The 23,886-nt window shown below is 48.7% G+C and carries 24 protein-coding genes; all 24 read left to right on the top strand.

All coding sequences use genetic code 11. The features are described from left to right. Window positions 1-58 precede the first annotated feature (58 nt). Window positions 59-1,183 (top strand): cobalt-precorrin-5B (C(1))-methyltransferase CbiD, encoded by a 1,125-nt coding sequence (gene cbiD / locus DFR58_RS08000; protein WP_114297291.1) that lies wholly within the window; start codon window positions 59-61, stop codon window positions 1,181-1,183. Further along, window positions 1,176-2,408 (top strand): precorrin-6y C5,15-methyltransferase (decarboxylating) subunit CbiE, encoded by a 1,233-nt coding sequence (gene cbiE, locus DFR58_RS07995; RefSeq protein WP_170138080.1) that lies wholly within the window; start codon window positions 1,176-1,178, stop codon window positions 2,406-2,408. The genes cbiD and cbiE overlap by 8 nt, the downstream gene beginning before the upstream one ends. 28 nt (window positions 2,409-2,436) lie before the next feature. Then, complete coding sequence (gene cobI / locus DFR58_RS07990; protein ID WP_114297289.1) at window positions 2,437-3,144, top strand: precorrin-2 C(20)-methyltransferase; 708 nt, start codon at window positions 2,437-2,439, stop codon at window positions 3,142-3,144. A 1-nt stretch (window position 3,145) separates the two neighbouring features. Then, complete coding sequence (gene cobM, locus DFR58_RS07985; protein ID WP_114297288.1) at window positions 3,146-3,898, top strand: precorrin-4 C(11)-methyltransferase; 753 nt, start codon at window positions 3,146-3,148, stop codon at window positions 3,896-3,898. Further along, on the top strand, window positions 3,895-4,959 hold the full coding sequence (locus DFR58_RS07980; RefSeq protein WP_114297287.1) for a cobalt-precorrin 5A hydrolase: 1,065 nt from the start codon (window positions 3,895-3,897) through the stop codon (window positions 4,957-4,959). The genes cobM and DFR58_RS07980 overlap by 4 nt, the downstream gene beginning before the upstream one ends. Then, entirely contained in the window at window positions 4,956-6,230 is a 1,275-nt protein-coding gene (gene hemA / locus DFR58_RS07975; protein ID WP_170138079.1) for a glutamyl-tRNA reductase, read from the top strand. Before DFR58_RS07980 ends, hemA begins: the two co-directional genes overlap by 4 nt. A 1-nt stretch (window position 6,231) precedes the next feature. Further along, entirely contained in the window at window positions 6,232-6,963 is a 732-nt protein-coding gene (gene cobJ, locus DFR58_RS07970; RefSeq protein ID WP_114297285.1) for a precorrin-3B C(17)-methyltransferase, read from the top strand. Between the two features lie 5 nt (window positions 6,964-6,968). Further along, a complete protein-coding gene (gene cobK, locus DFR58_RS07965) occupies window positions 6,969-7,814 on the top strand; it encodes a precorrin-6A reductase (protein ID WP_114297284.1) in 846 nt (281 codons plus the stop codon). 1 nt (window position 7,815) lies between these two features. Beyond that, window positions 7,816-8,463, top strand: a complete 648-nt coding sequence (locus DFR58_RS07960; protein ID WP_114297283.1) for a precorrin-2 dehydrogenase/sirohydrochlorin ferrochelatase family protein — start codon at window positions 7,816-7,818, stop codon at window positions 8,461-8,463. Continuing rightward, window positions 8,450-9,334, top strand: a complete 885-nt coding sequence (gene hemC / locus DFR58_RS07955) for a hydroxymethylbilane synthase (protein ID WP_114297282.1) — start codon at window positions 8,450-8,452, stop codon at window positions 9,332-9,334. The genes DFR58_RS07960 and hemC overlap by 14 nt, the downstream gene beginning before the upstream one ends. An 18-nt stretch (window positions 9,335-9,352) precedes the next feature. Further along, window positions 9,353-10,855, top strand: a complete 1,503-nt coding sequence (gene cobA / locus DFR58_RS07950; RefSeq protein WP_114297281.1) for a uroporphyrinogen-III C-methyltransferase — start codon at window positions 9,353-9,355, stop codon at window positions 10,853-10,855. Between the two features lie 15 nt (window positions 10,856-10,870). Further along, window positions 10,871-11,836 (top strand): porphobilinogen synthase, encoded by a 966-nt coding sequence (hemB, locus tag DFR58_RS07945; protein ID WP_114297280.1) that lies wholly within the window; start codon window positions 10,871-10,873, stop codon window positions 11,834-11,836. A gap of 198 nt (window positions 11,837-12,034) precedes the next feature. Continuing rightward, a complete protein-coding gene (hemL, locus tag DFR58_RS07940) occupies window positions 12,035-13,336 on the top strand; it encodes a glutamate-1-semialdehyde 2,1-aminomutase (protein ID WP_114297279.1) in 1,302 nt (433 codons plus the stop codon). 19 nt (window positions 13,337-13,355) lie between these two features. After that, window positions 13,356-13,715 carry a sirohydrochlorin chelatase gene (locus DFR58_RS07935; protein ID WP_114297278.1) on the top strand — a complete coding sequence of 120 codons (360 nt, stop codon included), beginning with the start codon at window positions 13,356-13,358 and terminating at the stop codon, window positions 13,713-13,715. 132 nt (window positions 13,716-13,847) lie between these two features. Continuing rightward, window positions 13,848-15,254, top strand: coding sequence for a cobyrinic acid a,c-diamide synthase CobB (locus tag DFR58_RS07930; protein WP_170138077.1), 1,407 nt, complete (start codon window positions 13,848-13,850; stop codon window positions 15,252-15,254). Between the two features lie 21 nt (window positions 15,255-15,275). Then, window positions 15,276-16,784, top strand: coding sequence for a cobyric acid synthase (locus DFR58_RS07925; protein ID WP_114297345.1), 1,509 nt, complete (start codon window positions 15,276-15,278; stop codon window positions 16,782-16,784). A gap of 12 nt (window positions 16,785-16,796) precedes the next feature. Continuing rightward, window positions 16,797-17,807, top strand: a complete 1,011-nt coding sequence (gene cbiB / locus DFR58_RS07920; RefSeq protein WP_207659156.1) for an adenosylcobinamide-phosphate synthase CbiB — start codon at window positions 16,797-16,799, stop codon at window positions 17,805-17,807. An 11-nt stretch (window positions 17,808-17,818) separates the two neighbouring features. After that, window positions 17,819-18,937: a threonine-phosphate decarboxylase CobD gene (gene cobD / locus DFR58_RS07915; RefSeq protein WP_207659155.1), complete on the top strand. Its 1,119-nt coding sequence runs from the start codon at window positions 17,819-17,821 to the stop codon at window positions 18,935-18,937. Between the two features lie 21 nt (window positions 18,938-18,958). Next, complete coding sequence (gene cobU / locus DFR58_RS07910; RefSeq protein WP_114297275.1) at window positions 18,959-19,516, top strand: bifunctional adenosylcobinamide kinase/adenosylcobinamide-phosphate guanylyltransferase; 558 nt, start codon at window positions 18,959-18,961, stop codon at window positions 19,514-19,516. 206 nt (window positions 19,517-19,722) lie between these two features. Further along, a complete protein-coding gene (gene cobS, locus DFR58_RS07905; protein ID WP_114297274.1) occupies window positions 19,723-20,469 on the top strand; it encodes an adenosylcobinamide-GDP ribazoletransferase in 747 nt (248 codons plus the stop codon). 23 nt (window positions 20,470-20,492) lie between these two features. Beyond that, a complete protein-coding gene (gene cobC / locus DFR58_RS07900) occupies window positions 20,493-21,083 on the top strand; it encodes an alpha-ribazole phosphatase (RefSeq protein WP_114297273.1) in 591 nt (196 codons plus the stop codon). Window positions 21,084-21,181: 98 nt separating this feature from the next. After that, window positions 21,182-21,733 carry an ECF transporter S component gene (locus DFR58_RS07895; RefSeq protein WP_114297272.1) on the top strand — a complete coding sequence of 184 codons (552 nt, stop codon included), beginning with the start codon at window positions 21,182-21,184 and terminating at the stop codon, window positions 21,731-21,733. A 133-nt stretch (window positions 21,734-21,866) separates the two neighbouring features. After that, window positions 21,867-22,427 (top strand): ECF transporter S component, encoded by a 561-nt coding sequence (locus DFR58_RS07890; RefSeq protein WP_114297271.1) that lies wholly within the window; start codon window positions 21,867-21,869, stop codon window positions 22,425-22,427. Window positions 22,428-22,498: 71 nt separating this feature from the next. Then, window positions 22,499-23,659: a pyridoxal-phosphate-dependent aminotransferase family protein gene (locus tag DFR58_RS07885; protein ID WP_114297270.1), complete on the top strand. Its 1,161-nt coding sequence runs from the start codon at window positions 22,499-22,501 to the stop codon at window positions 23,657-23,659. Window positions 23,660-23,886: the final 227 nt, after the last annotated feature.

The raw sequence follows: 23,886 nt of genomic DNA, 5'->3' as shown, positions 1-23,886 counted from the left end.
GGGGTGTTCCGTACGTTGTGGGTTTTGCTGTGCAGGAAGGGAAGCGGGATCTCGATTTATGGATGATTATGTGCTTGTGAACGGGAAAAAGTTAAGAAAGGGATATACCACGGGTTCGTGCGCGGCGGCAGCCTCTAAAGCGGCGGTTATGATGCTTGTGTCGGGTGCCGTGCCGCAAAGCGTGTGTATACGGCTCCCTTCGGGAGAGCTATTGGAGCTTGCTGTGGGGGATGCGGCCTTAAGGGACGGAGAGGCGGTATGCTCGGTTGTAAAGGATGGGGGTGACGACCCCGATGTTACTACCGGGCTTAAAATATTTGCAACGGCAAGGCTTATGGGGGAGAGCGGTATTAACATAAAGGCGGGTGAGGGAATAGGCAGGGTAACTCTTCCGGGGCTTAAGGCAGAGGTGGGAGGCCCCGCCATTAACCCCGTTCCCATGCATATGATTGTGAATGCGGTAAGGGAGGCTGCGGGTGAAGGCCGGGGGGCGGAGATAGTTTTAAGCGTGCCGGGAGGTGAGGAAATTGCCAAAAGCACTTACAACCCGAGGCTGGGTATAGTAGGGGGAATATCCATACTGGGAACTACGGGCATAGTTGTGCCTGTGTCGGAGGATGCTTGGAGGGAAGCGCTTGCCGCCGAGCTTAATGTTCTTTCGGCAAGGGGAATAAAAAACCCTGTATATGCCTTTGGAAATTATGGACAGCACTTTGGGGTGGACAAGCTGGGCCTTAGAGAGGACAATATTATTAAAATAGGAAACTTTGTGGGCTTTATGCTTGACAGGGCTATAGAGTGCAAGGCTCACAGTGTTCTTATAATAGGACATATGGGAAAGCTTGTGAAGGTTTCGGCAGGGATATTTAATACTCACAGCAGGACAGCTGATGCCAGAATGGAGATTTTGGCGGGGTATGCGGCACTGGAGGGTGCTTCCTGCGGCGTTGTTTCACAGATATATGGCTGCGGTACAACAGAGGCCGCTATGGCAATTATAGCCTCCGAGGGCTTAAACGGTGTCTTTAGGAGGGTTGTATCAAATGCTTCGGAGCGGTGTATGCAGTACACCTTTAATAAAATAAGGGTAGGGACTGTTCTGTTTGATGGGTGCGGGACATTGCTTGAAATGGATTCAAATGCAAGAGACATGCTGGATAAATTGGGGAGAGGCTATGAGTGACGCTGATAGGATTTATATAGCTGGGATAGGGCCGGGGGGAGAGGACTATATTCTTCCCGCCGCCATGCGGGCCATAAGCGGCAGTGATGTTCTGATAGGGGGAGAAAGAAGCCTCGAGGGCTTCAGACAGCTCCGAAAGGAAGAGCTTGCAATAGGGGGAGATCTGGATGCTGTATGCAGGTATATATTTCACAACAGGGGTAAGAAAAAAATAACTGTTCTGGCATCGGGAGATCCCGGTATATTCAGCATCGCAAAATTTCTCAAGGCAAGGCTTGGAGGCGAGTGCATAGAGGTTATACCGGGAATCAGCTCGCTTCAGTACCTTTGCGCAAGGCTGGGGCTTGAATGGAATGACGTGCATATTCTAAGCGTGCATGGGAGAGCTGAGGATGGGTTAATTGATGCGGTAAGGAACAACCGTAAGGTAATACTTTTTACAGGAGGGAGCTCCACGCCCGGAGGCATATGTACAACGCTTGTCGGGGACGGACTCGCAAATTGCAGGGTTGTGGTGGGTGAAAACCTCAGCTATTCCAATGAGAGGATAACCGAGGGTACATCGGGGGATATTGCCGGCATGAGCTTTGAGCCTCTTTCTATAATGTATATTGAATGCGGAGAACAGGGTTTCCAGGCAGGCGGGTGGAATTATGCTACATACGGAATACCCGACGACATGCTTAAAAGGGGAGAGACTCCCATGACCAAGCAAGAGGTGCGCTGTATTGCATTGTCCAAGCTTCGCATAAGAGAAACGGATACGGTATACGACATAGGAGCGGGGACAGGCTCGGTATCTGTTGAATGCGGAATTGTATGTAAAAGAGGAAGGGTATATTCTATAGAAAGGGAGGCTGCTGCGCTTAAGCTTATTAAGGATAATGCACTGCGCTTCGGGCTTAAGAATATTCACGTGATCCACGGAGAGGCTCCCAACGCACTGAAGGCGTTGCCGCCTCCCGACAGGGTATTTATAGGGGGCACTTCGGGTAAAATGGAGGAAATACTGCAAGTGCTTTGCGGCATTAAAAGGAGCATGAGGGTGGTAGTGAGCGCCGTAACGATAGAATCGGTTTATGAGGCTGTAAAGGGCTTTGAGAAAAGAGGCTTTATTGATATTGAAATAGCCTGCGTTTCTGTTTCGAGGGGCAGGACGGCGGGTGATAAGCATATTATGCAGGCTTTGAATCCTGTGCATATTATTTCGGCTCAAAAGACATAAAACAATGGGCGTGTTAAGGAGGTAGGCTATGAAGGGCAAGCTGTATGGGGTGGGAGTGGGCCCGGGAGATCCCGAGCTTATTACAATTAAGGCAAAGAGAATTCTTGAGGCTGTGCAATATATAGCGGTGCCAAAGACTTCAATGGATAAGGAAAGTGTGGCGCTGTCAATAGCCCGCAAAGCTATAGCAGATGAAAAGCCTGTAATAGAGCTTGTTTTCCCTATGAGCTGTAACGGGAAGCTTTTGGAGGCAAGCTGGGAGGATGCCTCGGCGCAGCTTAAGCACACGCTGGATCGCGGCATGGACATAGCCTTTATTACTCTTGGTGATCCAACTGTTTACAGCACATATATGTATATGCACAAAAACTTATCCCGGCAGGGCTATGATACCCGGATAATACCGGGAATTACTTCGTTTTGTGCCTCTGCCGCCAGAGCGGGCGTAAGCCTGGGGGAAGGCTCCGAAAGCATTGCCGTTATACCGGGTGCTTTTGAGGATGCAGAGCTTCGGCATATATTAAAGAGCTTTGATAATATTATAATAATGAAGGCGGCAAAAAGCCTTGATAAGATAAAAGGCTGCCTGACTGACGAAGGGATGGCAGACAGAGCTGTTGTCGTGAGCAGGTGCGGCTTTGACGACGAGCTTGTGACATTCGGCATTGACACTGCGTGCCAAAGTGATTTGAGCTATTTCACTACTATGATAATTAAAAAGGGTGGGGTAGGATAATATGATTTATTTTATAGGCGCAGGCCCGGGAGACCCCGAGCTGATAACCGTCAAGGGCAAAAAGATACTGTCTCAGGCCGATATAGCCATATATGCGGGCTCGCTGGTAAACATAGAGGTTCTTGAATTTGCTAAAAGCGACTGTGTCGTTTACAACAGCGCGTATATGACACTGGAGGAAGTGATAGCGATTATGTCGGAGGGGCATCAAAACGGAGAGACCGTCGTAAGATTGCATACCGGTGATCCATCGGTTTATGGTGCGCTGCGTGAGCAGATGCGCGAGCTGGACAAAAGGGGTATGGAATACAAGGTTATACCGGGAGTAAGCTCCTTCCTTGCCGCGGCGGCGGCCTTAAAAAAGGAGTATACCCTCCCCGGAGTGACACAGACCGTCATACTTACGCGTATGGAGGGACGGACGGGTGTTCCTGCTTCGGAGGACATAGCCTCTCTGGCTGCGCATAATGCAACAATGATAATATTTTTAAGCATAGGCATGATTGATGAGCTGATAGAGAGACTAAAGCAGGGGTATGGAGGGGATACCCCTGCTGCTGTTGTTTACAAGGCATCGTGGCCCGAGCAGAAAATTGTTATGGGAACTGTTGATGACATTGCCGAGAAGGCCAAAAGGGAAGGGATAAACAAAACGGCTCTTTTGGCTGTGGGGAATTTTCTAGGTGATGAATATGAGCTGTCAAGGCTTTATGACAGCGGCTTTACCCATGAATACAGGAGGGGAACCGAATGAAGTGCGCAGTAGTAGCGCTTACTCCCAATGGGGCCAGACTGGCGCTTACGGTAAGCAGACAGCTCGGTGCCTGTGCTTTTATAAAAAGCGGGCTATTGCCCTTTATACAGGACGAAGGCTCACAAAATATAGAGGTAAGGATGATTGAGGGGGATTTTAAGGCGTTTACGGGATACCTGTTCCGGCATTACGACGGACTTGTGTTTATAATGGCATGTGGAATTGTTGTGAGATCAATAGCTCCGTACATCATTGACAAGGCCCGGGATCCGGCGGTGGTGGTAATGGACGAAAAATGCAGATATGCCATAAGCCTTTTGTCGGGGCATGTTGGGGGAGCCAATATGCTTGCGCGCAGGCTGTCTGAAGAAACGGGAGCAGTTCCCGTAATAACCACGGCAACCGATATAAACGGACTGATTTCGTTAGACGCTTTTGCGGTGCAAAATGACTGCGCAATAGAGAATACAGAGCAGCTTAAGCCAATCAGCGCGGCTCTTTTGAGGGGCGAGCAGGTGTCAATGTACTCAGAGTATACGTTAAAGGGGGATTTTCCTTCCTGCATCAAAATGTACAAGCCCGGCGGTGGGGAGTATCCCTCCAATATGGTTGTGCTGTCCAGCCGCACCGATATCGAAGCCCGGGGTGAGAGAACCCTTTATATAAGGCCGAGAAGCCTTGTGCTGGGCGCGGGCTGTAAAAAGGGAACTACAAGGGAGGCTTTTAAAGAGGCTGTCAGGGCTTTTATGAACCGCAATAAAAGGAGTATGCTGTCGTTAAAATGCCTTGCAACCATAGAGCTAAAGAAGAATGAAGGATGCCTTGAGGAGTTTTGCAGGGATAACGGTTTGGAAATGAAGGTAATACCTAATAGCGACATAGCACAGATAGAGGATGAATTCCACGGTTCGGAATTCGTAAGGGAAAAAACAGGAGTGGCGGGTGTCGCGGAGCCGTGTGCAAGGCTTGCGTGCAGGTCGGGGGAGCTGATATGCGGCAAGACTGTCTACAGCGGAATAACGCTTGCGCTTTGCCGGGAGGAGAGGGAATACTTAATATGAATATTTATGTCACAGGAATAAACTATAAGACCACTCCAATACAGACACGCGAGCTTCTCAGCTTTAATAAGAATGAGAGAATACAGGCCCTGAAGCATGTTTTTAAGCTCCGGGGGGTAGAGGAATGTATTCTGCTTTCTACCTGTAACAGGACTGAAATATACATATATTCCCAGGTGGAGGATTTTGATGTCGGACAAGCCCAGAATGCCCTGTGCCGTATAAAGGAGCTTGACATATATGAGTTGAAGAAGTATTTCTATGTTTACGGAGGGGTTAAGGCCGCGGAACATCTTTTTAATGTGGCAAGCGGCCTTGACTCCATGGTGCTGGGAGAGGATCAGATTCTCGGGCAGGTCAAGGAAGCCCACGATATCGCGCTTGAGGCCCGCACAAGCTCAAGCATACTCAACACCCTTTTCAGAGAAGCCATAACGGCTGCCAAAGAGGTAAAGACAAACACGGGGCTGTCGCATGAGTCGCTATCAATAGGATCTTTAGCGGCCAAGCTTTTGGAGGAGTCTTTCAAAGAGGGCCTTTCGAGTAAATGCGCCCTTGTCATAGGAACGGGCAAGATGGGCTTTATAGCATTTAAAAACCTGCTTTCCAAAGGCGTGGGCAAAATCTATGCCACCACCAGAGCGCATGGCACAAGCAGGGGCATACTGGGGCAAATGCCGGGAGTTATAGCCATTGACTATGATAAAAGATACTCGGTGTTAAATGAGTGCGACATTGTTATAAGCTCCACCTCCAGTCCTCATTATACCCTGACCAAGGACATGGTGGAGAAAAATATTACCGTATTAAAGCAAAGGGTGTTTATAGATATGGCTGTACCACGGGATATGGATGAGCTGATTGGAGAGGTGGAGGGAATAAGCTGCTATAATATAGACAGCCTTAAATGCATTTCCGTCAAAAACCTTGACAGGAGAATTGAGGAGGCTTCCAAGGCCGGAAACATTATAAGGGAATTTGTGGAAGAGTATGAAAAATGGTATGAGTTCAGAAGCGTGCTTACGGAGGTTAAGCATATCCGTGAGCTTGTACAGCAGTCGGCTGAGGCCAAAATTGAAGGGGTAATCGGAAGGCTGAAGCAGGCCGGCAATGAGGATAAGGAAATGGTAAGAGCGGCAGTAAACGGTATTGTGGGCGATATAATAAACCGGTTTATATACAATGTCAGGGACAATGCCTGCAATGAGGATATGAAGGTATATTTCAGATGCCTGGCGGAATCTTTGAAAAACAGCGGACAGGAGCCGTGATATGGGGAAAATATATATAGTGGGCATTGGGCCCGGAGATATGGCAAACATGACATACAGGGCGGCAAAGGCTATAGAGGCGGCGGATATCGTTGTGGGCTACGGCGCATACATTGAGCTGATCCGGGATTACTTCCCGGAAAAGGAGTTTGCAAGCTCGGGTATGACAAGAGAGGTACAGAGGTGCAGGCTGGCGCTTGAAAAAGCGAGGAGCGGCCTCAAGACGGCTCTGGTGAGCAGCGGGGACAGCGGAATTTACGGTATGGCCGGGATAATGCTTCAGGTGCTTAACGAATCGGGAAGCCAGATACCCGTTGAAATCATTCCGGGAGTAACTGCCGCAAGCGCTGCAGCCTCACTTTTGGGCGCGCCTCTTATGCATGATTTTGCCGTTATCAGCCTAAGTGATCTTTTAACGCCTTGGGAACTGATATGCAAAAGGATAAGGCTTGCACTGCAGGGGGATTTTGTTCTTTGCCTGTATAACCCAAGGAGCAAAAAAAGAAGCGGGTATATAGGCATTGCAAGGGACATTGCTATGGAATACAGAAGGCCTGAAACACCAGTGGGAATTGTGAGAAACGCGGGAAGGAAGAATGAGGGCTGTGAGATAGCGTCTCTTGAAGGTATGCTTAATTTTGATATCGATATGTTTTCCACAGTGATAATAGGCAATTCCGCGACCTATGTCGAAAACGGCAGGATGATAACCCCAAGGGGGTATGTTCTGTAAGCGGCATGGTAAAATCCTTTCTGCCGGATATAATAAACAATTGGAAAGGGGCTTTGTATAAGGGTATGCAGCATGTAATTGTTATAGCGGGCACATCCGATGCCAGACAAATTATAGAGGGGCTTGCGCGTAAGGGAATACGGGTTACGGCTACGGTGGCAACGGACTTCGGAGGCAGTCTTATAGAGACGGGCGGGGGTGTTTCGGTGCTGGACGGCAGGCTCTGTGCCGGGGAAATGGCACGGCTTGTTGAGGAAACGGGTGCTAAATGCGTTGTGGATGCATCCCATCCCTATGCGGCTGAGGCATCCTCAAATGCAATAAGCGCGTGCAGGCTTGCAAATGTCCCGTACTATAGATTTGAAAGAGCTTGTACCCTTTCACAAGACAAAAATATAATATGGGCGGGGGATTTTCACAAAGCGGCTCAAAAGGCTGATGAGTTTGACGGGAATGTATTTCTCACAGTGGGCAGCAATAATATAGAGGTGTTTGCGCGAACAATAAGAAATTCTAAAAAAAGGCTGTTTGCAAGGGTGCTTCCGCAGAGTGAGGTAATTTTAAGGTGCGAGCAGGCGGGGCTTGACGCGTCTTCAATAATTGCAGCTAAGGGCCCATTCAGCCCGGAGATGAATATTGAAATGCTTAAGCACTGCAAGGCTGCCGTTATGGTTGCAAAGGACAGCGGCGCGCAAGGGGGTACTCCCCAAAAGCTTTTGGCCTGTGCCGATGTGGGTATACCAGTAATAATGGTCAGGCGGCCGGAGCTGGAATATACAAATAAGACAGGCAGCATCGATGAGCTGCTTGAGGCGGTAGTTAGAACAGCCTCATTGAAGGGGGGAGGATGAAATGCCTGTTTTTCCTATGTTTGTGGACTTAAAAGGGAAAAGGTGTGTTGTAGTGGGAGGCGGAAATGTAGCAGCGAGAAAAATTGAGGCGCTTATGGCGTTTGGCCCTGCTATTACTGTAGTAAGCCCCAATGCGGTGAATGAAATAGTACAATTGGCGGATATGCGGCAAATAGACCTCCTGCTGAGAGAATACAGGGAGGACGACTTAAGTGAAGCCTTTGTGGCTATTGCAGCGTCGGATGATGAAGCGGTCAATGAGAGTGTGTACAATAGCTGTGTCAAAAGGGGCATAATGGTAAATACGGTGGATGACCCCGAAAAGTGTACCTTTATCTTTCCCGCAATTGTAAGGCGGGGGGATCTGGTGGTGGGTGTTTCTACCTCAGGCAGGTATCCATCGATGTCTAAAAAGGTAAGACAGCATGTTGGGGCATCCATCCCTCCATATTGGGGGGAGGCTGTGGACTTACTGGAGCCGTTCAGGGTGAGAGCCAAGGAAGAAATAAAAAATGAGGAAAAAAGAAAAAGGGCATTGCGGGAAATAATGGATGAAGCATTAAGCTGCTATGAGAAGTATGAAAGGCAGCAGCTTTTGCTAAGGCTGGAGAGGATATTTGAGGGGTACGCCGATTATGAAAACGATTAGGGTGGGCACGCGCGAGAGCAGGCTGGCGATAGCGCAGAGCAGGCTGATAACGGAGATGGTAAGAGCCAGGCTTCCGCAATATAATTTCCAACTGGTTCCCATTAAAACGAGGGGGGACTTGATTTTGGACAAGAGGCTGGATGAGCTGGGGGGAAAGGGGCTTTTTATAAAGGAGCTGGAAAATGCCCTTATAGACGGAAGAATAGATATAGCGGTACATAGTGCTAAGGATATGCCGTCTCTTCTGCCTGACGGACTGGTTATTGCCGCGGTGTCTGAAAGGGAGGACCCTAGGGATGTGCTTGTCGCAAGGAACGGAAAAAGACTGGAGGAGCTTGGGGAAGGCTCTGTTATAGGCACCGGCAGCGTCAGAAGAGAGGTGCAGCTTTTGCAAAGGAACAGCATGGTAACCGTCAGTCCGCTTAGAGGAAATGTGCTTACAAGGCTGGACAGCCTTACGAACGGACAATACGACGCCATTATGCTTGCTATGGCGGGGCTTAAGAGAATGGGACTTGAGGATAGGTGTACACAGTGCTTTGAGGCGGAGGATTTTATACCCGCTGCGGGACAGGGCATTTTAGTCATCGAAGCCAGAGGGGACTACGATGCCTCTTACCTCATGGAAAGCGTCCACTGTGAGGAGGCGGCTCTATGCCTTAGCGCCGAAAGGGCGTATATGCACAGGCTTGACGGGGGCTGCAGCAAGCCTGTGGCTGCCCATGCCGTTATTGAGGGCGATGTGATGAGGGTTTACGGAATGTATGCGTCTGAAAGCAAGACAGATATGAGAAGGGAATGCATAGAGGGAAATAAGCAAAATGCCGAGGGGCTGGGTCAAAGGCTGGCGGAGCTTGTGTTGGGGAGATAGAGAAGGAGGGCTGCAGAGTTGTCTGAAGGAAGAGTATACATAATAGGGGCAGGTCCGGGGGACTGGAAGCTAATGACGCTGAGGGCTGCGGAATGTATTGGAATGGCTGACGTAATAGTGTATGACAGGCTTGTGGATGATAAGGCCATAAGCATGGCACGGCCTGAAGCCGAGTTTGTATATGTGGGCAAAATGCCCCATTGCCATACCGTACCCCAGGAGGAGATAAACAGAATACTGGTGAGCAGAGCTTTGGAAGGCAAAAAGGTAGCCAGGGTCAAGGGCGGAGACCCTTTTGTGTTCGGAAGGGGAGGCGAGGAGGCCGAAGCTCTTTTAAAAGAGGGAATTGATTTTGAAATAATTCCCGGCGTGACATCCGCCGTCTCTGTGCCTGCGTATGCCGGAATACCTGTCACCCACAGGGACTATTCATCGTCTCTGCACATTATAACGGGGCATGAGAGGGCAGACGGGCAGGGAAGGAAAATCAATTATGAGCTGCTTGCGGAACTTGAGGGGACTCTGGTGTTTCTCATGGGAGTAAAAAGCCTTCCCGATATAACGGCATCGCTTATAAAGCATGGAAAGGACGCTTCAACTCCGGCGGCGGTGATAGAAAACGGTACTACTGTGCGCCAGAGAACGGTGTGCGGAACGCTGGGAGACATATGCCGTGCTGCTTCGGAGGCGGGAATACAGTCACCGGCGGTGGTTGTGGTAGGAAGGGTAGTGGAGCTTAAGGACAGGCTGGCATGGTTCGGCAGGGGGCCTCTTGCCGGAAAGAGGGTGCTTGTGACGCGTTCAAGGCAGCAGGCAGGTGTGCTGTCAAGGAGGATAGAGGAGCTGGGAGGAGAGGCAATAGAGCTTCCGGCTATAGCAGTAGCGGAGGCCGGGCAAATGCAGGCTGTTGATGCTGCCCTTGAAAGGCTGGAGGAGTACCGCTGGCTGGTGTTTACAAGTACAAACGGAGTGGGGTTTTTCCTTGGAAGGATGAGGGAGAAAAAAATAGATATAAGGAAGCTGTCGGGAATAGGGCTGTGTGCTGTAGGTGAGGCAACTGCCGCAGAGCTTGCCAAAAACGGGCTTAATGCAGATTATATTCCTCGGGCCTACACCACGGAGGAGCTTGCAAGTGGTCTGGCAGGCATGGTTAAGCCTGGAGAAAGGGTGCTTCTTGCCAGATCAGATATAGCGGGAGAAGGGCTTTGTGAGATACTGGCCGATAACGGCATACAATATGACGATGTGGCGGTATACAGAACCATACTGGCAGATGAAGCAAACAGCCGTGCAATGGAGCTTTTGGAAAGCGGAGGCATTGATTACATTACGTTCACAAGCTCCTCTACCGTAAGGGGCTTTGTAGGTATGGCGGGGACGGAGAAAATAGGTAAGGCAAGAGTGGTGTGCATAGGGCCGGTAACTGCTGAAACGGCGCGTGAGAAAGGGATCGACGTTTGGGCGGTGGCGGATAGGTACACTATAGACGGGCTGGTGGATGTACTGCTCGGAGGACTGTAAGGGAGGTGCTGCTTTATGGATATAATTAAGAGGCCCAGAAGGCTGAGGACGGGAGAGTGGATCAGAAGGCTGGTGAGAGAAACCAGGCTTTCTGTGGACGAGCTGATTTACCCCATATTTATTGTTGAAGGGGAGGGGATTAAAAGAGAAATTCCTTCTATGCCCGGAGTGTACTATTTTTCGTCAGACTGCCTTATGCGGGAGCTTGAGGAGGTGCAGAGCTTAGGAATTCCGGGTGTGCTGCTTTTTGGAGTGACGGACAAAAAGGACGATGTGGGAAGTGGGGCATATGACGACAATGGAGTTGTACAGACAGCTCTTAAGCAGTGCAAAAGGAATTTTCCCCAAATGATTTTCATGGCGGACATATGCCTTTGCGAATATACAAGCCACGGACACTGCGGCGTTGTGCGGGACGGGCATGTTCTAAACGACCCTTCGGTTGAGCTCATTGTTAAGGCGGCGCTTAGCTGCGCCGATGCGGGGGCCGATGTTGTCGCGCCGTCGGACATGATGGACGGAAGAGTAGGGGAGATAAGAAAAGCTCTGGACAGAAATGGTCTTACAGACAAAGCAATAATGGCATACAGTGCAAAATATTCCTCTGCCTTTTACGGGCCGTTCAGAGATGCCGCGGGCTCAAAGCCGGCCTTTGGAGATAGAAGGGGCTATCAGATGGACTTCTGCAACAGAAAAGAGGCGTTAAGAGAGGTGCGGCTTGATATAGACGAGGGGGCGGATATTATAATGGTAAAGCCCGCGCTGGCATATCTTGACATTATAAGGGATGTCAGCGAAAGGTTTGATGTGCCTGTTGCCGCGTATAATGTCAGCGGAGAGTACTCAATGATAAAGGCGGCGGCACAGAAGGGCTGGATTGATGAGAGGGCTGCCGTGACTGAGTCGGTGACGGCTATAAGGCGTGCCGGAGCGGGAATAATTATTACCTATTTTGCAAAGCAGCTTGCACAGTGGATTTAGTAACAACGGGGCAGAGGATATAATTGATTGCAGAAATTTTTAACAGCAACGAAAAATGCCTTGTGGGGAAATGTCTCTTGGGTCTGTCATCAGGCATTTTTCTTAGATGTATTCCTTACGGGTCAAAAAAATTTCCTCCATACAATTATATCCTCTGCGTAAAAACTTTACATATATGAAAAAGGGTGGTGAAGGGCGATGGATAATGCGAGGTCGCAAGAGCTGTTTGAGATGGCAAAAATGATAATACCCGGAGGGGTGAACAGCCCTGTAAGGGCTTTTGGGCCTGTGGGCTTGAAGCCCCCGTTTATTCTTAAGGCAAAGGGTGAAAAAATTTTTGACGCCGACGGAAACAGGTATATTGATTACGTCGGATCATGGGGGCCTATGATCCTTGGCCACGCAAGGGCCGAGGTGGTGGAGGCGGTAAAAAAGGCGGCGGAGGACGGGTCTAGCTATGGAGCGCCTACAGAGAAGGAGGTTGTGCTGGCTCAAATGATTTGTGACGCAGTACCTTCAGTTGAAATGGTGAGGATGGTAAACTCCGGTACCGAAGCCGTCATGAGTGCCGTAAGGCTTGCAAGGGCATACACCGGAAGGGATGCAATAGTAAAATTCGAGGGCTGCTACCACGGGCATTGGGACGGGCTTCTTGTTAAGGCGGGTTCAGGCGCTCTTACCATGGGCGTTCCCAACAGCCCGGGTGTGCCTTCGGACTATGTCAAAAGCACTGTAACGGCTTGCTATAATGACTGTCTGGAAATTCAGGAGATTTTCGCCGACATAGGCAGCAGGATAGCGGCGGTTATTGTAGAGCCTGTTGCGGGAAATATGGGGCTTGTGCCTCCCGATATTGAGTTTCTGAAGCTTTTGAGAAGATTAACGGCGGAACACGGAGCGGTTTTAATATTCGATGAGGTAATAACGGGCTTCAGGGTGTCTTACGGAGGAGCGCAGGAGTATTATGGAGTGCTGCCGGATATTACGACGCTTGGCAAGATTATAGGAGGGGGAATGCCTGTGGGGGCATATGGAGGCAGGCGGGATATAATGAAGCTGGTATCGCCGTCAGGGCCTGTCTATCAGGCAGGGACGCTGTCGGGCAACCCCGTAGCCATGGCGGCGGGAATAAAAACCCTTGAAATACTAAGGGATAACCCTTCAATATACAGTGAAACAGATAAAAAGGCCGAAAGGCTTGAAAAAGCGTTTAACAGCTCTGCCGAAAGGTATGAAATCCCTCTGCATGTAAACAGGGTGGGATCTGCTCTCAGCCCGTTTTTTACACGGCAGCCGGTAAGTGACTTTAAAACAGCGGTAAAAAGCGATACGCGGCAGTTCGCCGGGTATTTCGGGGAAATGCTGCGAAACGGGATATACCTTCCGCCCTCACAGTTTGAAACAATGTTTGTATCCCATGCCCATACCGAAGCCGGTATAAAAACAACGGAGCAGGCTATTGGAGCGGCGTTCTTACGACTTAAGGAAACAACAAATTAAAGAAAGGCAGGTTTTTATAATGAACAGTATATTAATCTTAGCGCATGGGAGTCAGATAAAGGAGACGGAGGCAATAGTAAATTCCCTTGTGGAAAAGGTAAAAAAGAGGACAGGCTCGGAGTTTGTGCAAGCGGCATACCTGCAATTTTCGGAGCAGGATCTTGAAAGCGGAATCCGGCGGCTTGTGGATGAGGGGGCGGACAGTATAAAGGTAGTGCCGATGTTTATTTTTGACGGTGTGCATGTAACACAGGATATTCCGGGTGAGCTGGAGGAAATAAGGGCAAAATACCCCCATATTAAAATTAAGCTGAGCAGGCATATAGGAGACGACGACAGGCTGGCCGACATAATTGCCGACAGGGCTGCGTCGGTTTAGGCGGGGATGTTCTACTCACCCCCCTGCCCCCCTCTCTTTTCAAAAGAGGGGGGAGATATGTAGGGCTTTGCTCCCCTCTTTTGAAAAGAGAGGGGCCGGGGGTGAGTTAATTCTTTAAACGAGGTGATGCATATGCCGCAAATACCACGGCTCATAATAGCGGGAACAAACAGCGGCTGCGGCAAGACAACCGTTTCAACGGGAATAATGGCGGCTCTCATGAAAAGGGGCCTTAAGGTTCAGCCCTTTAAGGTGGGTCCGGACTACATAGACCCTATGTTTCACACCTTCATCACACAAAGATCCTCCAGAAATCTGGATAGCTGGATGCTCACCCCCCAAACTGTTTCCCACCTGTTTATGACAGGCTCCGAAGGGGCCGATATAGCCATAATAGAAGGGGTTATGGGATTTTACGACGGCTTTGGAGTGTACTCCTCCGAGGGCAGTACGGCACATGTGTCGGGAATAATAAATGCTCCGGTAATTCTTGTGGTTGACGCAAAGGGTGCCGCTCTAAGTGTTGCCGCAGTAATACGGGGCTTTAAGGACTTTGACCCCGGAGCAGATATTAAAGGGGTAATACTTAATAATGTAAATTCAGAGGCTCATTTCTCAATTCTCAAGGAGGCAATAGAGGAAAGGACAGGCATAGCGGCCGTAGGGTATTTAAAAAGCAGCAGCCGGTATAAGCTTCCCGAAAGGCACCTTGGACTGGTTCCGGGCGGGGAAATTGAGGGGCTTGGACAAAAGCTGGATATTCTGGCGGAGGAGCTTGCAGGCACTGTTGATTTGGAGCTGCTTTTAAGGCTGGCACGGGATTCTAAGGCTGTTTTCCATTGCCACAGCCCATTTGCTCCCGAAATAGTATACCCTGGAATAAAAATAGGCGTTGCAATGGACAAGGCGTTTAATTTCTACTATAGGGATAATCTGGACATGCTTGAAATGCTGGGGGCCGAGCTGGAATTTTTCAGCCCCGCCTGTGATGGTGAGCTGCCGCGAGACATTGACGGGCTCTATATCGGAGGGGGATATCCCGAGGTTTGGGGAGAGGAGCTTTCGGCAAACGCCCATATGAGGACAAGCATTAAAAATGCCGTAACAGGCGGAATTCCCACATATGCGGAATGCGGAGGGCTCATGTATATGTGCCGGAGCATTACCGATAAAAGCGGAAGAGAGTTTGAGATGGCCGGCCTTTTGCCCGGGCAATGTGAAATGGCTTCGTCACTGCAAAGGTTTGGCTATGTTGAGATAGAGATGGAGCACGACAGCGTGGTATCGAGAAAGGGAGAGGTTGTAAGGGGGCACGAATTCCATTACTCATTCGCAAGGGTTGACCCTTGTGTGGGCACCTGCTTTAAGGTGCGAAAGAAAAGGAGGGGGACGGAGGAAAGGGTCTGGCGCTGCGGCTATAAGCTTTATAGTATGCTGGCGGGGTACCCTCACATTCATTTCTGGTCAAACCCGTCCATTGCCCAAGCCTTTGCGGCAAGCTGCTCCCGGTACAGAGCATTAAGAAACAGAGGTGTATAAATTTTGAAGGCTAAAAGCATTATGATACAGGGTACTGCATCTTCGGTAGGAAAAAGCTGGGTAACTGCGGGCCTGTGCAGGGTATTTAAGCAGGACGGGTATGCCGTTTCTCCCTTCAAATCGCAGAATATGGCGCTCAATTCCTTTATCACAAAGGATGGGAGGGAGATGGGCAGAGCACAGGTTGTACAGGCTGAAGCGGCAGGGGTGGAGCCGTCTGCCGATATGAACCCAATTCTGTTGAAGCCCACTACCGATAAAAAGTCTCAGGTCATTATAAACGGAAGGGTTCATTCAAACATGTCGGCGGCGGAGTATTACCGCTTTAAGCCCGAGTTGCGGGATATGATCCGGGAGGTATACAACGGCCTTGCGGCAGGAAACGATATAATAGTGATAGAAGGGGCGGGAAGCCCCGCAGAGATAAACCTGAGGAGCAAGGACATAGTGAATATGGGCATGGCGGAAATTGCAGACGCTCCGGTTGTGCTTGTAGGCGACATAGACAGGGGCGGGGTTTTTGCTTCGCTTGCGGGGACCATGCTTCTTTTGACGGAAGAAGAGAGGCAGCGGGTCAAGGGAGTAATAATAAATAAGTTCAGAGGCGATATAGAAATACTCAGGCCGGGGCTTAAAATGCTTGAGGACATAATTAATATACCCGTTCTTGGGGTGCTGCCGATGACAAGGCTCGGCATAGACGACGAGGACAGTGTAACTGAGAGGTTTTCAAGGGGACGGGAGGCGGAAAATGCCGATATTGACATTGCGGTTGTCAAGCTTCCTCACATCTCCAATTTCACCGATTTTAACTGCTTTGACAATATTCCGAGGGTAAGGCTCAGGTATGTTGACTGCGTACAGCAAATGGGCCGCCCCGACATGATAATCCTTCCCGGCTCAAAAAACACCATAGATGATTTGAGCTTTATCAGGAAAACAGGCATTGAAGAGCAAATAAAGAGAATGAACAGCGATGGTGTAACGGTGTTTGGCATTTGCGGAGGCTATCAGATGCTTGGGCTTGATATTCAAGACCCGTTAAAAACAGAGTCCGACGTTGCAGGGATCGATGGAATGGGACTGCTTAACATAAAAACTGTTTTTGAGGAGGAGAAGACCACCACGCAGGCAGAGGGTGAAATTACCGACGATGCGGCGCTTAATGAGGGGCTTAAGGGCACATTCATACGGGGCTATGAGATACATATGGGTACTTCAAGGCATATGGATGGATGTATTCCGTATCTTAGCCTTCACACTGCTTCACAAACAGAGCGGGCCTGTGCCGGAGGTGTGCGCAATGAAGACGGAACTGTCTACGGCACATATATGCATGGTATATTTGACAATATGAGCTTTACATGGGGAATTATAAACAATCTGAGGAAAAAGAAAGGGCTTATGCCATTAGAGCAGGGCGGCTGCAACGCAAGTCAGTTCAAGGAGGAGCAGTATAACAAGCTGGCGGATATTTTAAGGAGCAGCATTGATATTAAAGCAGTCTATAAAATAATGGGCATGGCATAGGGGGGATAAGACTTGCCGTTTCAGCTTTTGGCAGATGTTTTTATTGCATATGTGCTGGACTTGGTTTTCGGGGACCCGCACTGGCTTCCGCACCCCGTAAGGGGCATAGGCTGGCTGGTTAAAAGGCTTGAGCGGGTGCTTAGGGAAATTATATCGGGCGGTAAGGCGCACAGCCATAAGGATATGGGCAGAAGAGAGAGGTATGCGGGGCTGGTGCTTGCTGTGGCGGCACCGTTAATAACCCTTGCTTCGGTCTGGGCGATCCTCGGTGCTGCCATGCTTGTAAGCCCGTGGCTTTTTCACGCCGCTAACATATATTTTATATATTCCTCACTTGCGGCAAGGTGCATGGCAAATGAGGCGGGGAGGGTTTATGCGGTGCTTGCCGAAGGAGACATTGCCGGGGCCCGCCGACGGCTGTCCATGCTTGTTGGAAGGGAAACGAAGGAACTTAGTGAGCCGGAGGTTATAAGAGGTGCGGTTGAGACAACTGCCGAGAATACTGTTGACGGCGTGATATCGCCTGTCATTTATGCCGCCGTCGGCTCTGTGTTCGGAATCGGCGCTCCCCTTGCATATGCGTTCAAGGCGGTAAGCACTCTGGATTCAATGGTTGGGTATATGAATGAAAGGTATATAAATTTCGGAAGAGCCTCTGCCAAGGCGGATGATGCCGCCAATTATATTCCTGCCAGGCTTTCAGGCATTATAATTCCGTTGGCGGCCCTTCTGTGCGGGATGGATTTTCGAGGCAGCATGAGAATAATGCTAAGAGACAGAAGAAACCACAAAAGCCCCAATTGCGCCTATCCCGAAGCGGCAGTGGCGGGAGCGCTGGGCGTGCAGATAGGGGGAAGTAATGTGTATTTTGGGCAGACGGTGGAAAAGCCCGCCATAGGCGATCCGCGCGTTCTCCTCAGGCCCTCCCATATAAGGGACACCATAAGGCTTATGTATGCCGCTTCGGCAATAACCGTGGCTGTGGCTCTGGGCGCTGCGGCGGCAGTGAAATTTCTTTTGTAGATAAAAAAGGAGTGGCTATTGGCATGACAGAAGAAAAATATACCCGGCGGCACGGCGGCAACATATACGAGGCAGCCAGAGAATACGGCATTCCACCGGACAGCATACTGGATTTCAGTGCCAGCATAAACCCCTTGGGAGTTCCCAAGGCAATAAAGGACGTAATAGCTTCAAATGTAAACAGCCTGAGCAGCTATCCCGACCCTGAGTGTACAGGGCTTAAGGAGTGCATTTCCAATTACCTTGGGGTGTGCGGCAGCCGCATAATAGTGGGGAACGGGGCTTTGGAGGTGATCTTCCTGCTGTTTGAGGCACTAAGGCCAAAAAGGGTTTTAATACCCTCGCCCACCTTCTCGGAATATGAAGCGGCGGCAGCAAGATACGGTACAGAGGCGGTATATTTTGAGCTGAGACGCAAAGAAGGCTTCCGTCTCAATGTTGATGCCCTGATAGAGAGCTTAAATGACGGAACCGATGCTATTTTGCTGTGCAACCCAAATAACCCTACGTCTGTGCTTTACGAGAGGAATGAACTTGTAAGTCTTATAAAATATGCATCGCGAAGGGGAATAAATGTTATAATAGATGAGGCGTTTATTGAGCTTACGGCATCGGGCAATAAAAGCTCCATGGTGCATTATGTTAATGAGTATGACAACCTTTTTATTATAAGGGCCTTTACAAAGGTGTTTGCCGTACCGGGGCTGAGGCTGGGATATGGCATAGGCAATGCCGGGCTTATAAAAAAAATGTGGGATAGCAAGCTGCCATGGTCTGTAAATTTGTTTGCAGGGGATATCGGGAGTGTTTTAAAGGATGAGGACGGTTATCTAAACAGAACCGCAAAATGGCTGGGGGAGGAAACAGGCAGTTTTTATACTGGGCTTTGCGGCATTGAAGGGCTGGAGGCTTTTGCCCCCTCCTCAAATTTTATTCTGGTGAGAATACGCGGCACGAACTTTACCGCACAGAGGCTAAAGCATGAAATGCTTTTGAGGGGAATTCTAATAAGGGATGCCTCAAGCTTCAGATTCTTAGACAGCAGCTATTTCAGGCTTGCCGTAAAGGATAGAGAAAGCAACGCAAGAGCTGTGGAAGCCCTCGGACAGATATTGCAAAGGAAGGACTAGCGGAATGAAAGGGGGAGCGGCATGGGAAGGCTTATACTTGTGACCGGCGGCGCGAGGAGCGGAAAAAGCCGGTTTGCGGAAGAATTGGCAAAGGGCATGGGGAATAGCATACTTTATATTGCCACGGCGGTGCCTCTTGATGAGGAAATGAGGGACAGGATAAGCAGGCACAGGCAGCAGAGGCCTGAGCACTGGGAAACGCTTGAGGCGCACAGGGATCTGGACGAGGCTCTGAGAAGCCATGCTCCAGGCAAGGACGGTGTTTTACTGGATTGCGTTACAATAATGGTTACAAACCTTATGTTTGAGAGCTATACCGACTGGGAGGCGGTGGATGCCTTCGGCCGGGACGAGGTTGAGAAAAATATAAAAATTGAGATAAAGAAGCTGATAAATGAGGTTAAAGGTCTGCCCATGCCTTTTATTGCCGTTACCAATGAGACAGGCATGGGATTGGTGCCGGAGTACGCGTCGGCAAGAGCGTTCAGGGATATGGCGGGAAGGGTTAACCAAATGCTTGCCGAGGCGGCGGGAGAGGTGTATTTTTGCGTTTCGGGCATACCGGTGAGGATTAAATAAAGGGTATTCCGCCATAGCAAATATAATTGCTTACAGAAATTTTTAACAGCAACGAAAAGGCGCCTTGCGGGGAAATGTCTCACGGGTCTGTCATCAGGCGCTTTTCTTAGATGTATTCCTTACGGGTCAATAAAAATTTCTTTCACCAATTATATTTGCCATATAAATTTTTTATTGCATTTTAATATGATAAGAGGACATATAACATGGTGTTTTTAAGGCGTTTTATACTGATGCTGCAATTTCTCACAACCATACCGATTACCGTTAATTTAAAGGTTACTGAGGAGGACATGGGCAAGGGGCTTGTTTTTGCTCCGATTGTAGGCCTGATATTAGGCGGGCTTCTGGCGGGGCTGCATTATGGCTTGAGCCTCATATTTCCTCCGGCGGTTTGTTCGGCTCTTTTGCTTGCGGCATATGTAATGCTTACAGGGGGCCTGCACTTAGACGGGCTGGGCGATACCTTCGACGGGCTGTTTTCGGGAAGGCCGAAGGAGCGGATGCTTGAAATAATGAGAGACAGCCGTGTGGGAACTAATGCTGTGCTTGCAATAGTATGTGTGCTTTTGATTAATTGGGCGGTGATGTCCGGCATTCCTGCCTCCCGTATAACGTGGGTTGTACTTCTGTTTCCCGTCGCGGGAAGAATAGGCTCTTTGACGGCGGCGGGCTGTTCAAGGTATGCAAGAAGCGGAGCGGGGCTTGGCAAAAGCTTTATCGACAGGTGCGGTGCGTGGGAAGTGGCGCTGGGGCTGGCCATGTACATGCTGATATTTTTTTTGGCGGCAGGATACGAAAGGATGCCGCTGTCTGTTATACCTCCTGTCACGTCGGTTGTGCTTGCAAGGCTTTTGTCAAGGAAAATAGGCGGGGCGACGGGGGATATACTTGGAGCGGTATGCGAGCTTAATCAGTCAATATTTCTGATTTTTGCTTATGTGCTGTGGTGATTTTATAAGAGGAGGCGGTAAAAATGCTGGAGCTGATTTTAGTAAGGCATGGAGAAACAGATAGCAATAAAAAAGGTACATACTTAGGCTGGACGGATGTGGAACTGAATGAGCGGGGCTTACGGCAGGCGCGCGGAGCAAGAGACAGGCTTAAAGGGACAAGGGTTGACGGGATATACTGTAGCCCTCTTAAAAGGGCTTCCAAAACCGCTGAAATCATCAATGAAAATTTTAATGTAGCTCTAAAGCCTTCAGACGCATTAAAGGAACGCAATTTTGGAATATGGGACGACCTTACGTATAATGAGATTATTAGCGGCTTTCCCGAGCAGCACGCGCTGTGGGTAGAAGATCACATAAATTATTGCGTGGAGGGAGGAGAAAGCACAATACAGGCATACAGAAGAATTACAGAATTCATAGACCAATTGCTCTGCCATAGCCAGGGGACTTTTATCATAGTAACACATATGGGCTGTGTAAGAAAAATAATATCCTACTTGCTGGGAATGAAAATTGAGGATTCATGGCGTTTTAGCGTAGATAACTGCGGAATCAGTAAAATTATAATTAATGATGAAAAATATGCCTACCTAACCCTTCTGAACGGATAAAAAAATATTGACAAAATTCCCCTTAATCATTAAAATACTTTTAACAATTCGGAACGATTTAAACGTGTACCGATACAGTTGTAAAAGGGGGAGATGTTTTGAGTAACACTACAAATAAGGTTGTAGTAAACGGCCTGTTTATAGCGCTTGTTTTTCTATGTACGTATTTCACACGCATACCGGGCCCTGTACCTCCGGGGTATATCAATTTTGGAGATTCGGTTATAATAGTCGGAGCAATTTTGTTTGGGAGAGGCTGCGGACTTATTTCAGGCTCAATAGGCTCTGCAATAGCAGACCTTGCGTCTCCCGGAGGGATTATTTTTGCTCCCATTACCTTTATAGTGAAGGGACTTGAGGGGTATGTGGCAGGTGCTGTGGCCGAACGCTCTAACGCACACAAAAGAAAGGAAGTATTAAGAATAGCGGGGGCTGTCGCCGCGGCGCTGATTATGGTTTTAGGGTATTTCATTGCCGAATGCTATATTCTGGGGATATTTGACAAGACCTTTGGATATGCGGCTGCAATCGCAGAGCTTCCCTTTAACCTTATACAAGGCGGTGTAAGTGTGGTATTGGGATATCTTCTGTCCTCTGTCCTGCTTAAGCTAGGAGTGGCGGATAAAATTTTAAACAACAAATTGTTTTAACAGTAATTATTTTAACAATAAATTGTTTTAACAATAATTGTATTGACAAAACTCTCCCCAGTTATTAAAATACCTGTAATATATCGATACAATTTTAAATTGTATCGATACAAAGTGTTGAGGGGGTGAGGATATGCAAAAAAATTACGTACGGAATTTAGAAGTGAATGCCGCAGGGAATACAGGCTTCAAGCTAAGAGATATGGTGGTCTGCGGGCTTTTAATTGCAATGGTTTTTATATCGACTGCGTTTATCAACATAAGGCTGCCATTTTCAATTAACGGAGGACTTATTCATCTTGGAAATGTAGCCTTATTCTTATCCGCAATAATCTTCGGAAAGAAAAAAGGCGCAATTGCAGGGGCTTTTGGGATGGCTCTGTTTGATGTTTTGTCACCTTATGTCATATGGGCTCCGTTTACATTTGTAATAAGAGGGGTTATGGGGTATATCATCGGGAGTGTGTCACACGCGGCGCAAAGAAACGGGGAAAAGGCTCTATGGAACTGGCTTGCAATACTTTTGGGAGGAGTATGGATGGTAGCGGGCTATTATGGGGCGGAGGGCCTTATTTACGGAAACTGGATATCTCCCATGACATCCATACCGGGAAACCTTGTGCAAATTGCAGCAGGGGCTTTTGGGGCAATACCCGCGGCATATTGTATAAAGAAATTTAAGCTTGCGGTCTAGTGGCCGGCTTGCGGCACAATTTATATCCGGCAGGCAGGATGCCGGCAGATTTACGGAGGGGGGACTAATATATGAACATACCATTATTAATGACACCGGGACCTACATATGTACACGAGGATGTAAGAAGGGCAATGAGCACGGAAATTGTAAACCCGGATTTAGATCTGCAATTTTATGAATTTTACAAAGACACCTGCGGAAAGCTGAAGCAGTTGATGAACACGAAAAATGATGTCGTTATCTTAAACGGTGAGGGAATTCTGGGACTTGAGGCGGCGTGCTGCTCCATTATAGAGCCGGGAGACAATATCCTGTGCATAGACAACGGTGTTTTCGGAAGGGGCTTTGGAGAATTTGCCACCATATATGGCGCGCATGTCACCTATTTTATATCAGATTACCATAAGGGCATTGATGTTTCGGGATTAAGGGAATTCTTAAAGGAGAACAACAATTTTAAGGCGGCAACGCTTGTCCACTGTGAAACTCCTTCAGGAATTACAAACGCTGTTGACTTAATTTGCCCGATGTTAAAGGAGTATGGAATTATAACCATTGTAGATTCTGTGTCTGCCGTGGGAGGAGAAAGGCTTTATGTGGATGAATGGCAAATGGACATTGTCATAGGAGGCTCGCAAAAATGTCTGTCCGCACCTCCGGGGCTTGCTTTTTTAAGCATAAGCAAGCTTGCGTGGAACAAAATATTAAACAGAAAATCTCCCATAGCAGGCTTTTATTGCAGTCTGGCTCATTGGAAGACCTGGTATGAGGACAAATGGTTTCCTTACACTCCTCCTGTAAATGATATTTATGCTTTAAGAGAAGCGGTAAGAAGACTGCTCAGGGATAAAACCGCTCTTGAAAGGCACAGGAGCGCGGCCGGCGCGGTAAGAGAGGGCCTGATTGCCGCGGGACTGCGGCTCTACCCTGTGGAAAGCTTTTCAAGTACCGTTACCACTGTTATGCTGCCCGAAGAGGTATCGTTTGAAGAACTCAGCAGCAAGCTGTATGAAGAGCACGGAATTATGCTTGGAGGAGCTTTTGATTTTCTGAAGGACAGGGTAATTCGCATAGGCCATATGGGAGAGAACTGCCGGAATGAGAAAATTTATGCTGTCTTAAAGGCATTCGATCATGTGCTGAGGAGTCTGGGTGTGGAATTGAAGGCGAATATTCACACGGTTTTTGAAGAAATAATTTCACATGAGCTTAAGCGGGGCGTGTGCTGAAGGCAGGCATATAAGCAGCATGACAGGCCGGGCGATGCCATTTACTGTGGCGTTGTCCGGCTTATTATTTTGTCTTTCGGATCGGCTATATATTTAGCAATAAAGATTTTACGTGGAGGATATAATTTGATGAAAGAAATTTTTTTGACCCGTAAGGAATACATCTAAGAAAAGCGCCTGATGACATACCCGTGAGACATTTCCCCGCAAGGCGTCTTGAAGACTCT

It is taken from the genome of Anaerobacterium chartisolvens, from assembly GCF_003337415.1.
GTDB lineage: Bacteria > Bacillota > Clostridia > Acetivibrionales > DSM-27016 > Anaerobacterium > Anaerobacterium chartisolvens.
Note: the sequence above shows the minus strand (reverse complement) of the source record. Positions and strands in the feature narration are given on the sequence as shown.

Bases quoted from the DNA above. Each gene is read 5' to 3' on its own strand.
- cbiD (WP_114297291.1), top strand. From the start codon at position 59: ATGGATGATTATGTGCTTGTGAACGGGAAAAAGTTAAGAAAGGGATAT.
- cbiE (WP_170138080.1), top strand. From the start codon at position 1,176: ATGAGTGACGCTGATAGGATTTATATAGCTGGGATAGGGCCGGGGGGA.
- cobI (WP_114297289.1), top strand. From the start codon at position 2,437: ATGAAGGGCAAGCTGTATGGGGTGGGAGTGGGCCCGGGAGATCCCGAG.
- cobM (WP_114297288.1), top strand. From the start codon at position 3,146: ATGATTTATTTTATAGGCGCAGGCCCGGGAGACCCCGAGCTGATAACC.
- DFR58_RS07980 (WP_114297287.1), top strand. From the start codon at position 3,895: ATGAAGTGCGCAGTAGTAGCGCTTACTCCCAATGGGGCCAGACTGGCG.
- hemA (WP_170138079.1), top strand. From the start codon at position 4,956: ATGAATATTTATGTCACAGGAATAAACTATAAGACCACTCCAATACAG.
- cobJ (WP_114297285.1), top strand. From the start codon at position 6,232: ATGGGGAAAATATATATAGTGGGCATTGGGCCCGGAGATATGGCAAAC.
- cobK (WP_114297284.1), top strand. From the start codon at position 6,969: ATGGTAAAATCCTTTCTGCCGGATATAATAAACAATTGGAAAGGGGCT.
- DFR58_RS07960 (WP_114297283.1), top strand. From the start codon at position 7,816: ATGCCTGTTTTTCCTATGTTTGTGGACTTAAAAGGGAAAAGGTGTGTT.
- hemC (WP_114297282.1), top strand. From the start codon at position 8,450: ATGAAAACGATTAGGGTGGGCACGCGCGAGAGCAGGCTGGCGATAGCG.
- hemB (WP_114297280.1), top strand. From the start codon at position 10,871: ATGGATATAATTAAGAGGCCCAGAAGGCTGAGGACGGGAGAGTGGATC.
- hemL (WP_114297279.1), top strand. From the start codon at position 12,035: ATGGATAATGCGAGGTCGCAAGAGCTGTTTGAGATGGCAAAAATGATA.
- DFR58_RS07935 (WP_114297278.1), top strand. From the start codon at position 13,356: ATGAACAGTATATTAATCTTAGCGCATGGGAGTCAGATAAAGGAGACG.
- DFR58_RS07930 (WP_170138077.1), top strand. From the start codon at position 13,848: ATGCCGCAAATACCACGGCTCATAATAGCGGGAACAAACAGCGGCTGC.
- DFR58_RS07925 (WP_114297345.1), top strand. From the start codon at position 15,276: ATGATACAGGGTACTGCATCTTCGGTAGGAAAAAGCTGGGTAACTGCG.
- cobU (WP_114297275.1), top strand. From the start codon at position 18,959: ATGGGAAGGCTTATACTTGTGACCGGCGGCGCGAGGAGCGGAAAAAGC.
- cobS (WP_114297274.1), top strand. From the start codon at position 19,723: ATGGTGTTTTTAAGGCGTTTTATACTGATGCTGCAATTTCTCACAACC.
- cobC (WP_114297273.1), top strand. From the start codon at position 20,493: ATGCTGGAGCTGATTTTAGTAAGGCATGGAGAAACAGATAGCAATAAA.
- DFR58_RS07890 (WP_114297271.1), top strand. From the start codon at position 21,867: ATGCAAAAAAATTACGTACGGAATTTAGAAGTGAATGCCGCAGGGAAT.
- DFR58_RS07885 (WP_114297270.1), top strand. From the start codon at position 22,499: ATGAACATACCATTATTAATGACACCGGGACCTACATATGTACACGAG.